Annotated in this window: 14 protein-coding genes; 11 read left to right on the top strand and 3 right to left on the bottom strand. The window is 39.5% G+C overall.

Going from position 1 to position 15,956, the window contains the following annotated elements:
• Positions 1-19: 19 nt before the first annotated feature.
• Both A6A20_RS11970 and A6A20_RS11965 read left to right on the top strand, forming a co-directional pair.
• Positions 20-478 (top strand): NfeD family protein, encoded by a 459-nt coding sequence (locus A6A20_RS11970; protein WP_279573638.1) that lies wholly within the window; start codon positions 20-22, stop codon positions 476-478.
• Entirely contained in the window at positions 475-1,077 is a 603-nt protein-coding gene (locus tag A6A20_RS11965; protein ID WP_279573637.1) for an NAD(P)H-dependent oxidoreductase, read from the top strand. Before A6A20_RS11970 ends, A6A20_RS11965 begins: the two co-directional genes overlap by 4 nt.
• A 50-nt stretch (positions 1,078-1,127) precedes the next feature.
• Here A6A20_RS11965 and adhP read toward each other — a convergent pair whose 3' ends face one another.
• Both adhP and A6A20_RS11955 read right to left on the bottom strand, forming a co-directional pair.
• On the bottom strand, positions 1,128-2,186 hold the full coding sequence (gene adhP / locus A6A20_RS11960) for an alcohol dehydrogenase AdhP (protein ID WP_279573636.1): 1,059 nt from the start codon (positions 2,184-2,186) through the stop codon (positions 1,128-1,130).
• 225 nt (positions 2,187-2,411) lie between these two features.
• Positions 2,412-3,659 carry a DUF2254 domain-containing protein gene (locus tag A6A20_RS11955; RefSeq protein ID WP_279573635.1) on the bottom strand — a complete coding sequence of 416 codons (1,248 nt, stop codon included), beginning with the start codon at positions 3,657-3,659 and terminating at the stop codon, positions 2,412-2,414.
• 173 nt (positions 3,660-3,832) lie between these two features.
• Here A6A20_RS11955 and A6A20_RS11950 point away from each other — a divergent pair, with 173 nt between their 5' ends.
• From A6A20_RS11950 to parC, 7 genes are all read left to right on the top strand, one after another.
• A complete protein-coding gene (locus A6A20_RS11950) occupies positions 3,833-4,705 on the top strand; it encodes a DMT family transporter (protein WP_279573634.1) in 873 nt (290 codons plus the stop codon).
• A gap of 220 nt (positions 4,706-4,925) precedes the next feature.
• Positions 4,926-5,192: a type B 50S ribosomal protein L31 gene (locus A6A20_RS11945; RefSeq protein WP_132688043.1), complete on the top strand. Its 267-nt coding sequence runs from the start codon at positions 4,926-4,928 to the stop codon at positions 5,190-5,192.
• A 35-nt stretch (positions 5,193-5,227) separates the two neighbouring features.
• The gene (ykgO, locus tag A6A20_RS11940) at positions 5,228-5,368 is read left to right on the top strand and encodes a type B 50S ribosomal protein L36 (RefSeq protein WP_132688040.1); all 141 of its coding nucleotides are present in this window, start codon (positions 5,228-5,230) and stop codon (positions 5,366-5,368) included.
• A gap of 113 nt (positions 5,369-5,481) precedes the next feature.
• A complete protein-coding gene (locus tag A6A20_RS11935; RefSeq protein ID WP_279573633.1) occupies positions 5,482-6,411 on the top strand; it encodes a bile acid:sodium symporter family protein in 930 nt (309 codons plus the stop codon).
• A 578-nt stretch (positions 6,412-6,989) separates the two neighbouring features.
• Positions 6,990-7,115, top strand: coding sequence for a hypothetical protein (locus A6A20_RS11930; protein WP_279573632.1), 126 nt, complete (start codon positions 6,990-6,992; stop codon positions 7,113-7,115).
• Between the two features lie 101 nt (positions 7,116-7,216).
• Entirely contained in the window at positions 7,217-9,103 is a 1,887-nt protein-coding gene (gene parE, locus A6A20_RS11925; protein ID WP_279573631.1) for a DNA topoisomerase IV subunit B, read from the top strand.
• A gap of 60 nt (positions 9,104-9,163) precedes the next feature.
• Positions 9,164-11,413, top strand: a complete 2,250-nt coding sequence (parC, locus tag A6A20_RS11920) for a DNA topoisomerase IV subunit A (RefSeq protein ID WP_279573630.1) — start codon at positions 9,164-9,166, stop codon at positions 11,411-11,413.
• Positions 11,414-11,664: 251 nt separating this feature from the next.
• Here the strand turns inward: parC and smpB are convergent, their stop codons facing one another.
• On the bottom strand, positions 11,665-12,144 hold the full coding sequence (gene smpB / locus A6A20_RS11915; protein ID WP_279573629.1) for an SsrA-binding protein SmpB: 480 nt from the start codon (positions 12,142-12,144) through the stop codon (positions 11,665-11,667).
• Positions 12,145-12,387: 243 nt separating this feature from the next.
• On the opposite strand from smpB, the gene A6A20_RS11910 reads away from it, so the two are divergent.
• Positions 12,388-13,692: an acetyl-CoA C-acyltransferase gene (locus tag A6A20_RS11910; protein WP_279573628.1), complete on the top strand. Its 1,305-nt coding sequence runs from the start codon at positions 12,388-12,390 to the stop codon at positions 13,690-13,692.
• A 2-nt stretch (positions 13,693-13,694) separates the two neighbouring features.
• A complete protein-coding gene (locus tag A6A20_RS11905; RefSeq protein ID WP_279573627.1) occupies positions 13,695-15,818 on the top strand; it encodes a 3-hydroxyacyl-CoA dehydrogenase NAD-binding domain-containing protein in 2,124 nt (707 codons plus the stop codon).
• Positions 15,819-15,956 lie beyond the last annotated feature (138 nt).

Here is a 15,956-nt window from a genome sequence, read left to right as displayed (position 1 = left end):
CTTTCAAATAGGAGGCATTATGCAATGGTTATCCACATGGTCAATTTGGCATTGGCTTATTTTAGGCTTTATTTTGCTGATTGGCGAAATTATTATTCCGGGCATCTTTTTACTTTGGTGGGGATTAGCGGCTTTAACCTTAGCTGCTGTGGTCTTTCTCTTTCCTCAATTAGGTTTGCCTACTGCCTTTATCCTTTATGCCATACTCGCCATTGCCCTTAGCCTGATTTGGTGGAAAATTCAACATAATAAAGATCGCCAAGATCAATCACAAACGCATCTCAATCAACGAGATCACCTTATGCTAAACAAAATCGGCATTGTACAAAGCATACAAGCCAATGGCATAGGACGAGGGCATTTCGGCGATACCACTTGGCGAATCAAAGGTCAGCATCTACAACAAGGAGATAGCATTAAAGTTATCAAAGTAGAAGGCATTACCCTGTTCGTGCAAAAAATAGAGGAACAACAATGAACCATTTAATCATTATTGCTCACCCAAATAAGCAAAGTTTTAACCACGCTATTTTACAAAATGTGCTAGCAAGCAGTAAACAATTACAGGTTGAAACACAGATTCGTGATCTTTATCAACTGGACTTTAATCCTATTCTAAGCTGGCAAGAATTAACGGCAAGCTATCAAAATATCCTGCCTGCGGAAATTCAACGTGAACAACAATTTATCCACAATGCGGATTTGATTACCCTAATCTATCCATTATGGTGGATGGGCTTTCCTGCCATTTTAAAAGGCTATTTAGATCGTGTCCTTAGCCATGGTTTTGCCTATAAAACTGAGGGAGAGATTTCGCAAGGGTTATTACAAGGCAAGAAAATGCAGCAATTTATTACCCTAGGTAGTAATGTAGCTCAATACCAAGCCTTTGGTTGGGATAAATCTCTTGATGATTGCTTAGTCAATGGTTTATTCAATTATTGTGGCATTAACGATATTGATTACCAGCTATTTGGCGATATTCATTTAATTGATCAACAACAACGCCAAAATATCTTGCAACGGGTAAGCGAAAAAAACGCTCAAAATATTATGGCAATTCAAGTTAAAGATTAAACAAAAAAGTGCGGTAATTTTGACCGCACTTTTTATATCTACAACAATAATTAAGCGTGATTAGCACAACCACAATGATGATGGTGATGATGAGTAAAATCTAATACCATACGCCCTTGGATTTTACCGTCGTGCATTTCTTGGAAAATCGCCGCAACGTCCTCTAATGGGCGAGTTTGCACCACTGGCACAACTAAACCTCTTGCCCCAAATTCAAACGCCTCTGCGAGATCTTGTCGTGTTCCCACTAAAGATCCAATGACACGAATACCGTCTAGCACAATACGAGGAATAGACAAATCCATGGTATCCACAGGCAACGCCACAGCCACCACAGTTCCCCCTGCTCTTACCGCATTTACTGCACTATTAAACGCCGCTTTCGCCACCGCAGTAACCACTGCCGCATGCGCTCCCCCTTGGGTGATTTCAATAATCCGTTGTTCCGCATTTTCTTGAGCAGAATTAATCACCACATCAGCACCTGATTGTTGTGCCAAGGCTAATTTATCGTCATTCACATCAATGGCAATGACCTTTGCCCCAAAGACTTTTTTGGCATACTGTACCGATAAATTTCCCAAACCGCCTGCTCCATATAAAGCAATCCATTGCCCAGCCCGAATTTCCGATACCTTAATGGCTTTATAGGTGGTTACCCCTGCACAAGTAATACTACTGGCTTGTGCGGGATCTAATCCCTCAGGCACTTTTACCGCATAATCCGCCGCCACTACACAATATTCCGCCATACCACCATCAACGGTATATCCTGCATTCTTCACCGAACGGCAAAGCGTTTCACGCCCTGACACACAATATTCACAATGATTACAGCTTTCATATAACCAAGCAACACTCACACGATCGCCCACTTTTAACGTGGTAACATCATCGGCAACTTGTTGCACAATGCCAATTCCCTCGTGTCCTAATATCCGTCCAGGGTGTTTACCATAATCCCCTGCTGCTACGTGTAAATCCGTATGACAAACACCACAATACTCCATTTTTACTAATGCTTGCCCCGTTCCTATCGTAGGTACATCTTTCTCAACCACTTCTACCCCAGAACAATTTGTATTTACCACTGCTGCTTTCATTTTCATGGCTTAGCCCTCCATTTAGATCGAATTTGTCGTTGCCTACTTTTTACAATAAATTGCTAAAAAGCCATTTCAGCTTAACTATTAAGCAACAAAAATTCAACAAATATGCAAGATATTATTCTAGTTTTTGTAAAATTTGTGATAGAGAGCAAATTATTAACATGATGACAACATTAATAACACAAAAGTGCGGTAATTTTGACCGCACTTTTTATTATCTCAATATTACTTATCAAACAACTTATTATGCTTTTGTTGTAATAATTGAAAATCCTCAGAAAAGGTTAATGCTTGTTCTGCTCGTTGTAAAGAAGAGATAGCCAGTTGTAAAGCCGCCTCACGCACTCGTTGTTCTGGCGCATTTTGCCAAATGGTAGCTAACGTTTTTTGTAACAAAAGATCCACTTCTAATAAATTAACTCCATCTCGTGCAATAGGTGCAAAACCGCTTTTAATCCAGTCCGCCGCATCTAAAGGTTTAATGGCTAATCGATCATAATCTATGGTTGTTGCTTTAGCTTCTGGTTGAGTAATTAAAATCCGCATCATAATATGCATAACAGCAATGGCTGTACCGGGATCATTTGCCACTGGAGGCAAGGCTTTTTGAGCTGACTCCGCTAATACAATAAATCCCCATTCAGGATCTTCCTCGTAACTGCGTGAACCAGCCAATACAAAATATTGTGCTAATTTGTCTAATTGTTGCTGATCCTGCGGCGCATTTTCTATACAAATTAAAGGCATATTAGGAGAAATTAATTCACCGGGTCTCACTTTGATTTCTATATAACAATCTTGCTTTTCCGCATAACGTTGCAAAGACTGCATATCAATATGGGTTAAATAACCCACTTCATTTGCATAAACCACGCTGGCTTTTGCACTGCATTTACCTAACCAGCTTGCGCCCATTGTGGGATTAAGCCGATAATGTTGTAATGCTTTCTCTGCGGCACAATGAATTTTTTCCAAGGTGTTTTTCATACCGCCTAAATGAGAAATGGTGGCAACCCAACGAATTAAGGTAATAATTAAATAGAGCAACACCAATAAGGTACTGACAAAAAGTACAAAACGTCCATTTTGCCCATAAAATCCCATACCCAATACAGTTTTGGCGATAATGGCATAAATAAAGGCAGAAATAAAACTGGCAATTGCCATACGGGTATTATCATCGCCCATTACCAATTCGGTAGCTCTCGGCGTTGTTCCGCCTGATGCCGAAGCAAAAGCCGACACCATAATAGACAACGAAAAGGTACTTACTGCCAACATACTGGAAGCAATAATCCCTAATAAACCATCTAAGGTTTCCTGTTGAACCTCTGGTAAGACATTTTCAGCAATAAAAAAATTCACCGATTTAGCGGCAAAGGCAAAAATAATGGCTAACAATGCGCCTAATGTAGGGGTTATCCAGAGCGTATTCCCCGGCTTTTTTAAAGCTAATAACAAACGATAAAACATTGACTTAACTCCTATAAAAATCTGCAAGATATTATAATGATTTCAATAAAAATAACTATATCCTTAATAAAGTGCGGTTCATTTTTGAAAAATTTTATCTTGAGATATTAATAAATACACCCAATATCTAATATTCTTATTTTAAAGTGGCACAACCATAAAAGGGGCGATAAATGTTTAAGGAAAAATCCGCTAGCGTAGGATTAATTATTGGTAGTATCTTATTTGGTTTAGGCAGTATTATTGTGGCGAAGTTACCTATTGGGGCTTATGCCATTGCTTTTTGGCGTTTGGCAATTTCTGGATTGGCTTTTTTATTATTAGTATGGTTATTAAGAACCACCTTGCCAAAACAAAAAGCCACCTGTTATTATGCCTTATTATCTGGCGTATTCCTTGCCTTTGATTTAGCCTTATGGCACGAAAGCATTTATGCCATAGGACCGGGTATATCCACCCTGCTCAATAGCCTACAAATATTTTGGCTAACCCTTATTGGACTTATTTGGTTTAAGGAAAAACTGAATTTATATCAAATAGTTAGCCTATTTTTAGCGGTAGTTGGTGTGGGATTGATTGCCAGCCCAGAAATAGCACATAATCAACAAGCCTTATGGGGATTTGTTTCAGGGCTTGCCTCTGGTTTTTTCCTTGCTTTATCTATGGTTTATGTAAAAAAAGCCCAACAAACTGAGCCTATCAGCATTTTTGTTCTTATGCTATTACTTAGTATCGGCGGTATGTTAGCCTTAATCCTACCAATGTACCTATTTGATAGCGGCAAAATTCTGCCGACTACTATTCACCAATTAGGTTGGATTATTGTTTATGGCTTAATTATGCAATGTATCGCTTGGGGCTTAATCGCTTACTCTATCCCCTTACTCTCTTTATCCTTAACGGGCTTATTGCTCCTCTCCGAACCCGTTGCTGCTTTACTAATTGATTATTTTTTATTGGCAAAACCCATTAACCTCGTACAATGGTGCGGTGCTTTATTAACGCTTATCGCCATTTATTTAGGCATATTACAACGTAATAAATAAAGATAACAGCCAACTTTCCATGATCTTTATAACATATCGTTGTTTCAATTTTTATAGTCGTTCCACTTTAAAATGAGACAACTATAAATTGAAACACCTATAAATTCCGTCATTGAACGAAAACTTATTTTTTAATTAAAAATAAGTTTTGATAATCATTACTATCTAAGTTATAATCCACCACATTATTTCTCTATTAACGCCAAACTAAGGAAAATTTATGAAAAAAGGCATTCACCCAGAAAACTATCGTACAGTACTTTTTTATGATTCTAGTGCACAAACGGGCTTTTTAATTCGCTCTTGTGCCAGAACCACCAACACCATGAAATGGACGGACGGCAAGGAATATCCTGTTTATATGTGTGATACTTCTTCTGCCTCTCACCCATTTTATACTGGGAAAACTCGTCAAATTGCCAATGAAGGACGAGCCAGTGAGTTTGCTCATCGTTACGGCAAATTTGGGGCATTAAAATCCAAATAACCTACTAAATTCTCACTAAAAAATAAGGAAAAATTATGCAAGTTTTATCATCACTAAAAAGTGCTAAAACCCGCCACCCGGGTTGCAAAATTGTCCGCCGTCATGGCGTGGTTTATGTTATCTGCAAGGAAAATCCTCGCTTTAAAGCCCGTCAAGGCGGTAAAAAACGCAAATAAATCTTAATCCTCTTGCATAAAGAGGATTTTTTCTTTGTATGAACAGCCTCTTTTTTATCCTTAAATTTCTGTTATATTAAGGGTTTTAATCCACATTTAAGGAACTACACTTTATGCAAACATTATTAAAACTCACACATTTTTTCAGTAAAACCTTTGCCTTATGGGCTTTAGTCGCCGCAATTCTTGCTTTTTATTTTCCTGACACCTTTAAATTAATCGCCCCTTATATTCCTTATTTATTAGGCATTGTTATGTTTGGTATGGGGATTACCTTAACCTTTGCCGATTTTGGTGAAGTGGTTAAACACCCTAAAGCGGTGTTTATTGGTGTAGCAGGGCAATTTATCATTATGCCTGCCCTTGCTTATGCCCTCGCCAAAGGATTTAATTTACCTGCGGAATTAGCCATTGGCGTGATTTTAGTTGGCTCTTGTCCCGGCGGTACATCGTCCAATGTTATGACCTACCTAGCCAAGGGCAACACCGCATTATCCATTGCTTGTACCACCATTTCCACCTTGCTTGCCCCTATTTTAACCCCAATGATTTTCTATGCCTTAGCTAGCCAATGGTTAGAAATCAATGCCGCCGCAATGTTTATTTCGGTACTCAAAATGGTACTTTTCCCAATATTCCTAGGCTTAATCGTGCGTGCGTTATTTAAACAGAAAATCGCGGAAATCAGCCAAACCATGCCATTACTTTCAGTGATTTCCATTGTATTAATTTTGGCGGCAGTGGTTGCTGTCAGCAAAGAGCGTATTATTGAATCTGGTTTATTAATCTTTGCTATTGTGGTGTTACATAATAGTCTAGGCTATTTATTCGGTTTCTTAGTGGCTAAACTCGTTAAACTTGATAATTATGATAGCAAAGCCATTGCCATTGAGGTAGGTATGCAAAACTCAGGACTAGGGGCAGCCCTCGCCGCCGCACACTTTAACCCGATTGCCGCCGTACCGAGTGCGTTATTTAGTTTTTGGCATAATGTTTCTGGTTCATTATTGGCAAACTTCTTTGCCAATCTTAAAAATAAATAACTGATTAATATCAATTAAGCAATAAAACATTACCATTTAAATTTTAAACGGTAATGTTTTTATTTTTTATATAATAAACGAACTTATTTTGACTAAAAGTGCGGTAAGTTTTCGGATTATTTTTTCACTGCTATGTCTCTGACTTCATTAACGTTTTTCGCCTTTGGCGACCTACTTTCTTTACTCGTGTAAAGAAAGTAGGCAAAGAAACACGCCCCTAGAAAAAATCTTATCCAGCCTTTCGCTAAGAACGATATACGAATAATTTTGGAACTCGCTACGCTCAAACAACCAAAATTATTCTATCGTTCTAAGCTCAGACTGGGATTTTTTAAGGGGGTAAGGGAGCATTATTTTCTTATTTCTGTTAAATTTATTCAAAGTGCGGTCAATTTTTTAATTTTTTCCCAAAATAGAAATATTTCCGATCATTCCCCCTTAAAAATTCCCTGTGTAAAACTTAGAACCATAGACACATTTCTGCTGTCTGAGCCTTGCAAAGCAAGGCGAGTTCAGAAATGTGTCGTGATGGTTCAAGTTGAAACACAGGATCAGAATTTTTCTAGGGGGGCATTTCTTTGCTTACTTTCTTTGTGCAAGCAAAGAAAGTAAGTCGCCCAACGGGCGAAACCGTTCGCCAAGACGGAGAAATAGCAGTAAAAAATAATCCCAAAACTCACCGCACTTTGTACCAAACAACATAACCTATCAGTCTCTCAACCAAAATTACCCACACAAGTTCACTCTGAACCAATTTTTTGTTAAAATCCCTCCAATTTTTTGACAATAAAATAATTTACAAACAATGACAACCAACTATCAAGCACAAGATATTCGTGTTCTAAAAGATCTTGAACCTGTTCAATTACGTCCCGGTATGTACACCGATACTAGCCGTCCCAATCATCTCGGACAAGAAGTCATTGATAACAGTGTGGACGAGGCTTTAGCAGGGTATGCTAATAAAATTGAAGTCATTTTACATAGCGATCAATCCCTTGAAGTCATTGATAACGGACGAGGAATGCCAGTAGATATTCACCCTGTAGAAGGCGTCTCTGGTGTTGAGTTAATTTTATGTAAATTGCACGCTGGTGGAAAATTTTCCAATAAAAATTATCAATTTTCAGGGGGATTGCATGGCGTTGGAATTTCTGTGGTTAATGCCTTATCTGAATTTGTTCGTGTTACGGTTAAACGTGATGGGCAGGTTTATCAAATTGAATTTGCCAATGGGGTAAAAACCAAAGAACTGGAAATTATCGGCACTTGTGGACGGCGTACCACTGGCACCACTGTGCATTTTAAACCTAATCCTCATTATTTTGACTCTGCCAAATTTTCCGTCAGTCGGCTACGTCATTTATTACGTGCCAAAGCGGTACTTTGCCCCGGTTTGCATATTAAGTTTATTGATAAAGTCAATCATAACGAAGAGCAATGGCTCTACCAAGATGGTTTAAGCGACTATCTTAGCGAAGCAGTCAATGGCTTGACTTGCCTACCTGAAACGCCTTTTATTGGCAGTTATTCAAGCGAAAAAGAAACGGTAGATTGGGCATTATTATGGCTACCTGAAGGTGGCGAGTTAATCGGCGAAAGCTATGTTAATCTTATTCCTACCCCATTAGGTGGCACGCATGTTAATGGCTTACGCCAAGGTTTATTAGATGCCATTCGTGAATTTTGTGAATTACGCAATTTGTTGCCTCGTGGCGTAAAACTTACTGCTGATGATATTTGGGATCGCTGTGCCTATATTCTATCCGTCAAAATGCAAGAACCACAATTTGCTGGGCAAACCAAAGAGCGTTTGTCTTCTCGTCAGTCGGCAGTGTTCGTGAATGGCGTGGTAAAAGATGCCTTTAGTTTATGGCTTAATCAACATGTTCACATTGCAGAACAACTGGCAGAATTAGCCATTAACTCCGCTCAACGCCGTTTGCGTGCAGCTAAAAAAGTGGTGCGTAAAAAATTAGTGAGCGGTCCAGCCTTACCGGGGAAACTGGCTGATTGTAGCCAACAAGATATTGAACGCACCGAACTATTTTTAGTGGAAGGCGATTCTGCGGGTGGCTCAGCCAAACAAGCCCGAGATCGTGAGTATCAAGCGATTTTGCCGTTACGAGGTAAAATTTTAAACACTTGGGAAGTGTCTTCCGAACAGGTATTAGGTTCGGAAGAAGTTCATAATATTGCCATTGCTTTGGGGATTGATCCCGATAATGAAGATCTCTCACAATTACGCTATGGTAAAGTCTGCATTTTGGCGGATGCCGATTCTGACGGTTTACATATTGCTACCTTACTTTGTGCCTTATTTTTACGTCATTTCCCTAAGTTAGTTCAACAAGGGCACGTTTTTGTGGCAATGCCTCCCCTATACCGTATTGACTTGGGCAAAGAGGTTTTTTATGCCCTTGATGAAAGTGAAAAAGAAGCAATTTTAGCTCGCTTAAAAGGTAAAAAAGGCAAACCTAATGTACAGCGTTTTAAAGGGTTAGGGGAAATGAACCCGTTGCAATTACGAGAAACCACAATGGATCCCAACACACGCCGACTTGTTCAACTTACCTATGAACAAGATCAAGAAACCCTTGAGCTAATGGATATGTTGTTGGCAAAAAAACGTGCCGAGGATCGTAAAACTTGGTTACAAGATAAAGGGGATCAACTGGATTTAGCCCTATAATCTATGGCTAACATTCACTGATTTTTGAATACAGCGTTTAAATAAACATAAAAATTGATTATGACCAACAAGATAAACTATGACGGCATTGAGCAAATGCCATTACGCACTTTTACCGAAAGTGCCTATCTCAATTATTCCATGTATGTCATTATGGATCGTGCCTTGCCTTTTATTGGCGATGGGCTAAAACCTGTACAACGGCGTATTGTTTATGCCATGTCCGAATTAGGGCTTAATGCCACCGCAAAATATAAAAAATCCGCTCGTACCGTTGGTGATGTGCTAGGTAAATTCCACCCCCATGGCGACAGCGCTTGCTATGAGGCAATGGTATTAATGGCACAACCTTTTTCCTACCGTTATCCCTTGATTGACGGACAAGGCAACTGGGGGGCACCTGATGATCCAAAATCCTTTGCGGCAATGCGTTACACCGAATCTCGTTTAGCCAAAATTGCCGAAGTTTTATTGGCAGAACTCGGACAAGGCACAGTGGATTATCAAGCCAACTTTGACGGCACATTAGCCGAACCGCAATATTTACCTGCTCGCCTACCCCATATTTTATTAAATGGCACAACAGGGATTGCGGTGGGTATGGCAACAGATATTCCGCCCCATAATCTGAATGAAATCGCCCAAGCTACAATCATGTTACTGGATAATCCTCAAGCGAGCCTCGCAGATCTCTTAACCGTTGTACAAGGCCCTGATTATCCTACTGAGGCAGAAATTATCTCTAACAAAAATGATATTCGCAAAATTTATGAGCAAGGGCGTGGCTCTATTAAAATGCGTGCGGTGTGGAAAAAAGAAGAGGGCGAAATTATTATCACCGCCTTACCACACCAAGCCTCACCAGCAAAAGTCATGGCACAAATTGGCGAAATGATAAGCAATAAAAAATTGCCAATGGTAGAGGATATTCGTGATGAATCAGATCACGAAAATCCTGTGCGTTTAGTCATTGTACCGCGCTCTAATCGAGTGGATATTGAGGCATTAATGGGGCATTTATTTGCCTCTACAGATTTAGAAAAAAGCTATCGTGTCAATATGAATATGATCGGCTTAGATAACAAACCTGCGGTAAAGAATTTGGTGCAAATTCTTAATGAATGGCTAGATTTTCGCCGTACCACAGTAACTCGACGCTTACAATATCGCTTAGAAAAAGTGCTAGACCGATTGCATATTTTGCAAGGTTTAATGATCGCCTTTCTTAATATTGATGAAGTAATCCAAATTATCCGTTATGAAGATGAACCTAAATCAGTATTAATGGCAAAATTTAACCTTTCCGAACAACAAGCCGAGGCGATTTTAAACCTGCGATTGCGCCATTTAGCCAAATTAGAAGAACAAGAATTACAAGCGGAACAAGATAATTTAGCCAAAGAGCGGTCAAATTTAGAAAAGATTTTATCCTCAACCCAGCGTCTTAATCAGCTTATTAAGCAAGAAATTCAGCAAGATGCCAAAACCTATGCCAGCCCGCGCCGTTCGCCATTAATTGAACGCGCCGAGGCAAAAGCTATCGCAGAAAGTGAGATGACCCCAGCTGAACCTGTTACCGTTATTTTATCGGAAATGGGCTGGGTACGTTGTGCCAAAGGGCATGATATTGATGTGCAAGGCTTAAACTATAAAGCAGGCGATAAATACCTTGCTCACGCCTACGGCAAAAGCAATCAACCTGCTATTTTTATGGATAGCACAGGTCGCAGTTATGCCTTAGAACCGCTAAGTTTACCTTCCGCACGCTCACAAGGCGAACCTTTAACAGGAAGACTATCCTTACCCGCTGGGGCTTGTGTTGAACAAGTTATAATGGAAAACGAACAACAACCTTTATTAATGGCATCAGATGCAGGTTATGGCTTTATTTGCCAACAACAAGATCTGCTCACTCGTAATAAATCAGGTAAAGCAGTTATCAATTTGCCTGATAACGCCAAATTATTACCGCCATTAAAAATTGAACAATATCATTCATTATTAGTCGCCTTAACTTCGGCAGGAAGAATATTAATCTTCCCTATACAGGATCTGCCTGAGTTAAGCAAAGGAAAAGGCAATAAAATTATCAATATCCCAGCAAAATCAGCTCAACAACGCACAGAATTATTGGTGAAATTATTGCTAATTTCAGAACAAGCTCAACTCGTTTTCTATTCAGGTAAACGCAAAATCACCTTAAAACCTGAAGATTGGCAAAAATTCCGCGCAGAGCGTGGTCGGAAAGGCACACCACTACCAAGAGGATTACATAGTGATGCCACCATTGAAATTGTTGAGCCTGAATAAAGTATGGTATTAAAGTGCGGTTGTTTTTTGAATTATTTTCACTTTCTCTCTGATTTTGCCAACAGCAATCCCCATTAACAAAACCAGAGAAATAAAAGAAAAATCCCAAGTAATCCCTTGGGATTTTTATCATTAATACTATAATCCTTTTAATCTAAAACAAAGAAAGGCGACACACTGAAGACTGTACACTTAGCACAGCAAGACATGCCAACCTTGTATTATTTTAATGTAGGGCGATTATAAAACACCTACCTATTAGCGTTTTTCATAATCCTCGCTTTCGTGCGTTTCCATTCTTGTTCTTTAATATCTTCTCGTTTATCGTGTTGTTTTTTCCCTTTGGCTAAGCCTATTTTCACTTTTGCCCAAGCCTGTTTCCAATAAAGCGAAAGAGCGACAATAGTAAAGCCTTCACGATTAGCTTTACCAAAGAACGAATCCAATTCTCGTTTATTTAGCAATAATTTACGAGTGCGTGTGGGATCACAAACCACATGAGTAGATGCCACACTTAACGGCGTAATGGTTGCCCCGAATAAATAGGCTTCGCCCTGATTAAAAATCACATAACTATCGCTAATATTGGCTTTACCCGCTCGCATTGCTTTCACTTCCCAACCTTGTAAAGCAAGCCCAGCCTCAATTTCTTCCTCAATAAAATAATCGTGTCTTGCTCGTTTATTCAACGCAATGGTATTTGATCCTGCTTTAATTTTTTTCTTTGCCATAGTTTTATATCCTAAACTCAATGAGGCTAGATTTTACCTAATCTAAGCTCAGAGTACAACACAACGCCTTTTAGTCTTGTACAGTATCCTGATTTTAATTTGAATAATGACCATATAGTGATAATCTGCTTTGTTTGTTATACTTATTAGCTGATGTTTTTAAACCGCAAAATACGCCATTCAAGGGCAAATTTTACCTTATCTCACAACAAAGATAATAGAGATAAATATTGAGATTATACTATGTCAGACCAATGTTTAATTACCGCTAAAGGGCAACGCATTGCCATTGTTAGTGGTTTACGCACCCCTTTTCAGAAAAAAGATACGGGCTTCAAACATACTTTCGCCATTGATCTTAGCACAATGGTTACCAATGAATTGATTAATCGTGTTGCAGTTGATCCGCAATTACTGCAACAATTTGTTTTCGGTCAAGTCACTCAACACGCTGCCATTCAAAATATCGCTCGGGGCGTTGCTGTCAGTTTAGGACGGGTTAATGCTTCCGCCTATTCTATCAGCAGTTCTTGTGTTACAGGGTTACAAACTGTTATCAATGTTGCCAATGGCATTATTACAGGGTCTTCACAAGCAGGTATCGCTGGTGCGGCAGAATCTATTTCTAATTCTTCCATTAGCCTAAATCCTCGCTTAATTCAAAACATTAAAGATATTCTACAAGCGGAGGGCTGGGAGAGAAAATTTAACCTTATCAAGCAATTAACTTGGGCTGATTTAAAGCCTTATGGTGTTAATCCCAAAGAATATGTTACCGATCTCGCCTTGGAAGACGTTTCCGAACAAATGGCGAAAAATTTCCAAATTGATCGTCAACAGCAAGATCAATTCACCGTACTTTCTCACCAGCGTGCCAAACAAGCCTGGCGTGATAACAGTTTAAAACAACAAGTTATGTTATCTTTCCCTGCCCCCTATGAAAACTTTGTGGTGGCTGATAACCTTATTCAATCTAAACCTAAAGCTGAATATTATCAGAAACTTCCCCCTCTTACAGATAAACAACAAGGCTCTGTTACGCCATGGAATGTAAGCCAATCTTGCGACGGTGCCGCCGCTGTGATGTTAATGCGTGAAGATATTGCCAAAACTGAAGGACTTGATGTACTAGGCTATATCCGCAGTTATGCCATGACAGGAAATGATGTTTGGCAAAATATGCTTATTGGTTCAACGTATGCTTCATCGCTTGCCTTACAACGCGCCAATTTACAACTCAAGGATCTGAACTTAATTGATATGCACGAATCTTCCGCAGCTCAAACTCTTGCCAATATCCGTTTATTTGCCGATCATCAATTTGCCCAACAACAGCTTAATCGTACCTGTGCAATAGGTGAAATTGATATGGATAAGTTTAATGTGTTAGGGGGCTCACTGGCGTATGGTAATCCTCGTGCTGTCAGCAGTTTACGCCTTATTATTCAATCATTATTTGAATTAAAACGGCGAGGTGGGGGCTTATCTTTAGTTACAGGTTGCGGTCTAGGTGGACTGGGCGGTGCAATGGTTTTGGAGACGGAATAATTATGGAATATCAACAACAAACATTCTTTACACTTAGCGTACAGCATCAAATCGGTATCGTAACCATTAATGATCCCGCTCACCCTTTTAATCTGATTAATCTTCATTTTATTGATGAATTACGCGAAATCATTGGCACGATTTTACGTTCACAATTAAAAGGGTTAATTTTTGTTTCAGCCAAACCTCATCATTTTATTCGTGGTTTTGATCTTAACCAATTAGAGGGCAAAAGTGCGGTAGAATTAGAGAAATTTTCTGAACAAGCCCAACAACTCTTAAAAGAAATTGAATATTTAAAAATCCCTACGGTGGCGGCGATCCATGGCGATTGCTACGGATTGGGCTTAGAACTTGCCCTAGCCTGCCAATATCGTATTGCCAGTAACGATGTCTTAACTTCTTTTGCTATGCCACAAATACGCTCGGGCTTGCTTCCATTTGCTGGCGGAACGCAACGACTACCTGCGTTAATCGGCTTAAGACGGGGAGCAGAACTTATTTTAACGGGCAATAAAATTGATAGCAAAACCGCTTTATCACTTGGGCTAATTAATGCTCGTGTAGATAAAATTATTCTCATTTCCACCGCACTTGATTATATTAAACAATCAACGCAAACTCCCCCACAACAAACACCTTGGCAAACGCGTTTAATTCAACAAAAAAATCGTTGGATCAACCGTTCCTTTTCTCGCCATTATTTGCTTGAACGAGCCGAATCAACTATCCCAAAAGTGATTGATAATACAACGGCAATCAGTGCAATTCTTGAAGTTCTCAAGCACAGCGATAGCAAAAAAGGCTATCTTGCCGAAAGGCAACAATTTGCTCGTCTTTATCTTACAGAGCAATCACAAGCCCTACGTTTATTAGAACACACTGCAAGAGCAATGAAATCACAATACCGTATCCGAGGCGATGTACAAGATATTAGTAATGTTGCCATTTTAGGCAGTGGTTTTCTTGGTGCAGGAATTGCTTATATTACCGCCCACCACGCTAATATCCCTGTACGCATCAAAGATATTCACCCTGAAGGCATATTACAAGCCCTCAATAAAAGTTACCGTTTACTACAAAAAGAAGTGGAAAAAGGCACATTATCCGCTGGGCAAATGCGTCAACAAATGCAACTGATTACTGGGGGAGAACGGTTTATTGGGCAACATCGAGCGAATTTTATTATTGAAGCTGTCTATGAAGATTTAGCATTAAAACAGCAAATGGTGCGTGAATCTGAACATTATTATGGAGAAAACATTATTTTTGCCACCAATACCTCAACCCTCTCTATTGCCGATATTGCAGCCAAAGCCAAACACCCAGAAAATATTATTGGCTTTCATTATCTCAGCCCTGTTTCACAACGTAAAATGGTAGAAATTATCCCACATCAAGGCACATCAGAGCAAACCATTGCCACTGCAATCCATTTTGCCATTCAACAAGGCAAAATCCCTTTATTAGTCGCCGACCGAGCTGGCTTTTTTATCAACCGTATCCTTACCCCTTATTTATTAGAAGCCATTAACTGCCTTATTGATGGCGAAACCGTTGAATTTATCGATCGTGCCTTACAAGAATTTGGTTTTGCCCTTGGTCCTCTGGCAATGATTGACGAACTTGGCTTAGATATTTTGGTAAAATCCTTGCCTACCCTACAACAAAAATTGGGCGAACGCTTTGCCTTACCGCCTAAAGTCAATCTATTAATAGAAGATGAACGCAAAGGCATCAAAAATAAACGTGGTTTCTATTTATATGATCGTGATGACAATCGTACCGCTGTTGACGGCAGTATTTATTATGTATTAGAGGTCATTTCCGCTAATGATCTTGAAGCTGAACAGATCGTCCGCCGTTGTATCTTAATGATGCTAAATGAAGCCATGTATTGTTTACAAGAAGGCGTTATCGCTAACGCAGAAGAAGGCAATGTCGCCTCGGTACTTGGAGCATTTTTCCCCAATTTTCGTGGCGGAATTTATGCTTATATGCAAAAAATCGGTGCAAAAAATATTGTAGCGGAACTTAATCATCACGTTACCCTCTACGGCGAACGTTTTAAGCCTTGCCCATACTGGTTTGAATTACTCAACCAAAGCAACCCGCAAGAAAGTTAATCACATTAAATCCCCCCCAAAAAAAAGTGCGGTCAAATTAAAAATAATTTTTAAAATTGACCGCACTTTCTCAGCCACCTTATTATCGTCTTTCAATGTAAAATAAGACTGTGGTACGGCGAAGCATACCAACACTGT

This window comes from Volucribacter amazonae, assembly GCF_029783845.1.
GTDB classification, from domain to species: Bacteria; Pseudomonadota; Gammaproteobacteria; order Enterobacterales; family Pasteurellaceae; genus Volucribacter; species Volucribacter amazonae.
The sequence above is the reverse complement of the archived record's forward strand: the minus strand, read 5'-3'. Positions and strand labels throughout refer to the sequence as shown.

Excerpts from the sequence above, each read along its gene's own strand:
- A6A20_RS11970 (WP_279573638.1), top strand. The coding sequence starts at position 20 with ATGCAATGGTTATCCACATGGTCAATTTGGCATTGGCTTATTTTAGGC.
- A6A20_RS11965 (WP_279573637.1), top strand. The coding sequence starts at position 475 with ATGAACCATTTAATCATTATTGCTCACCCAAATAAGCAAAGTTTTAAC.
- adhP (WP_279573636.1), bottom strand. The coding sequence starts at position 2,186 with ATGAAAATGAAAGCAGCAGTGGTAAATACAAATTGTTCTGGGGTAGAA.
- A6A20_RS11955 (WP_279573635.1), bottom strand. The coding sequence starts at position 3,659 with ATGTTTTATCGTTTGTTATTAGCTTTAAAAAAGCCGGGGAATACGCTC.
- A6A20_RS11950 (WP_279573634.1), top strand. The coding sequence starts at position 3,833 with ATGTTTAAGGAAAAATCCGCTAGCGTAGGATTAATTATTGGTAGTATC.
- A6A20_RS11945 (WP_132688043.1), top strand. The coding sequence starts at position 4,926 with ATGAAAAAAGGCATTCACCCAGAAAACTATCGTACAGTACTTTTTTAT.
- ykgO (WP_132688040.1), top strand. The coding sequence starts at position 5,228 with ATGCAAGTTTTATCATCACTAAAAAGTGCTAAAACCCGCCACCCGGGT.
- A6A20_RS11935 (WP_279573633.1), top strand. The coding sequence starts at position 5,482 with ATGCAAACATTATTAAAACTCACACATTTTTTCAGTAAAACCTTTGCC.
- parE (WP_279573631.1), top strand. The coding sequence starts at position 7,217 with ATGACAACCAACTATCAAGCACAAGATATTCGTGTTCTAAAAGATCTT.
- parC (WP_279573630.1), top strand. The coding sequence starts at position 9,164 with ATGACCAACAAGATAAACTATGACGGCATTGAGCAAATGCCATTACGC.
- smpB (WP_279573629.1), bottom strand. The coding sequence starts at position 12,144 with ATGGCAAAGAAAAAAATTAAAGCAGGATCAAATACCATTGCGTTGAAT.
- A6A20_RS11910 (WP_279573628.1), top strand. The coding sequence starts at position 12,388 with ATGTCAGACCAATGTTTAATTACCGCTAAAGGGCAACGCATTGCCATT.
- A6A20_RS11905 (WP_279573627.1), top strand. The coding sequence starts at position 13,695 with ATGGAATATCAACAACAAACATTCTTTACACTTAGCGTACAGCATCAA.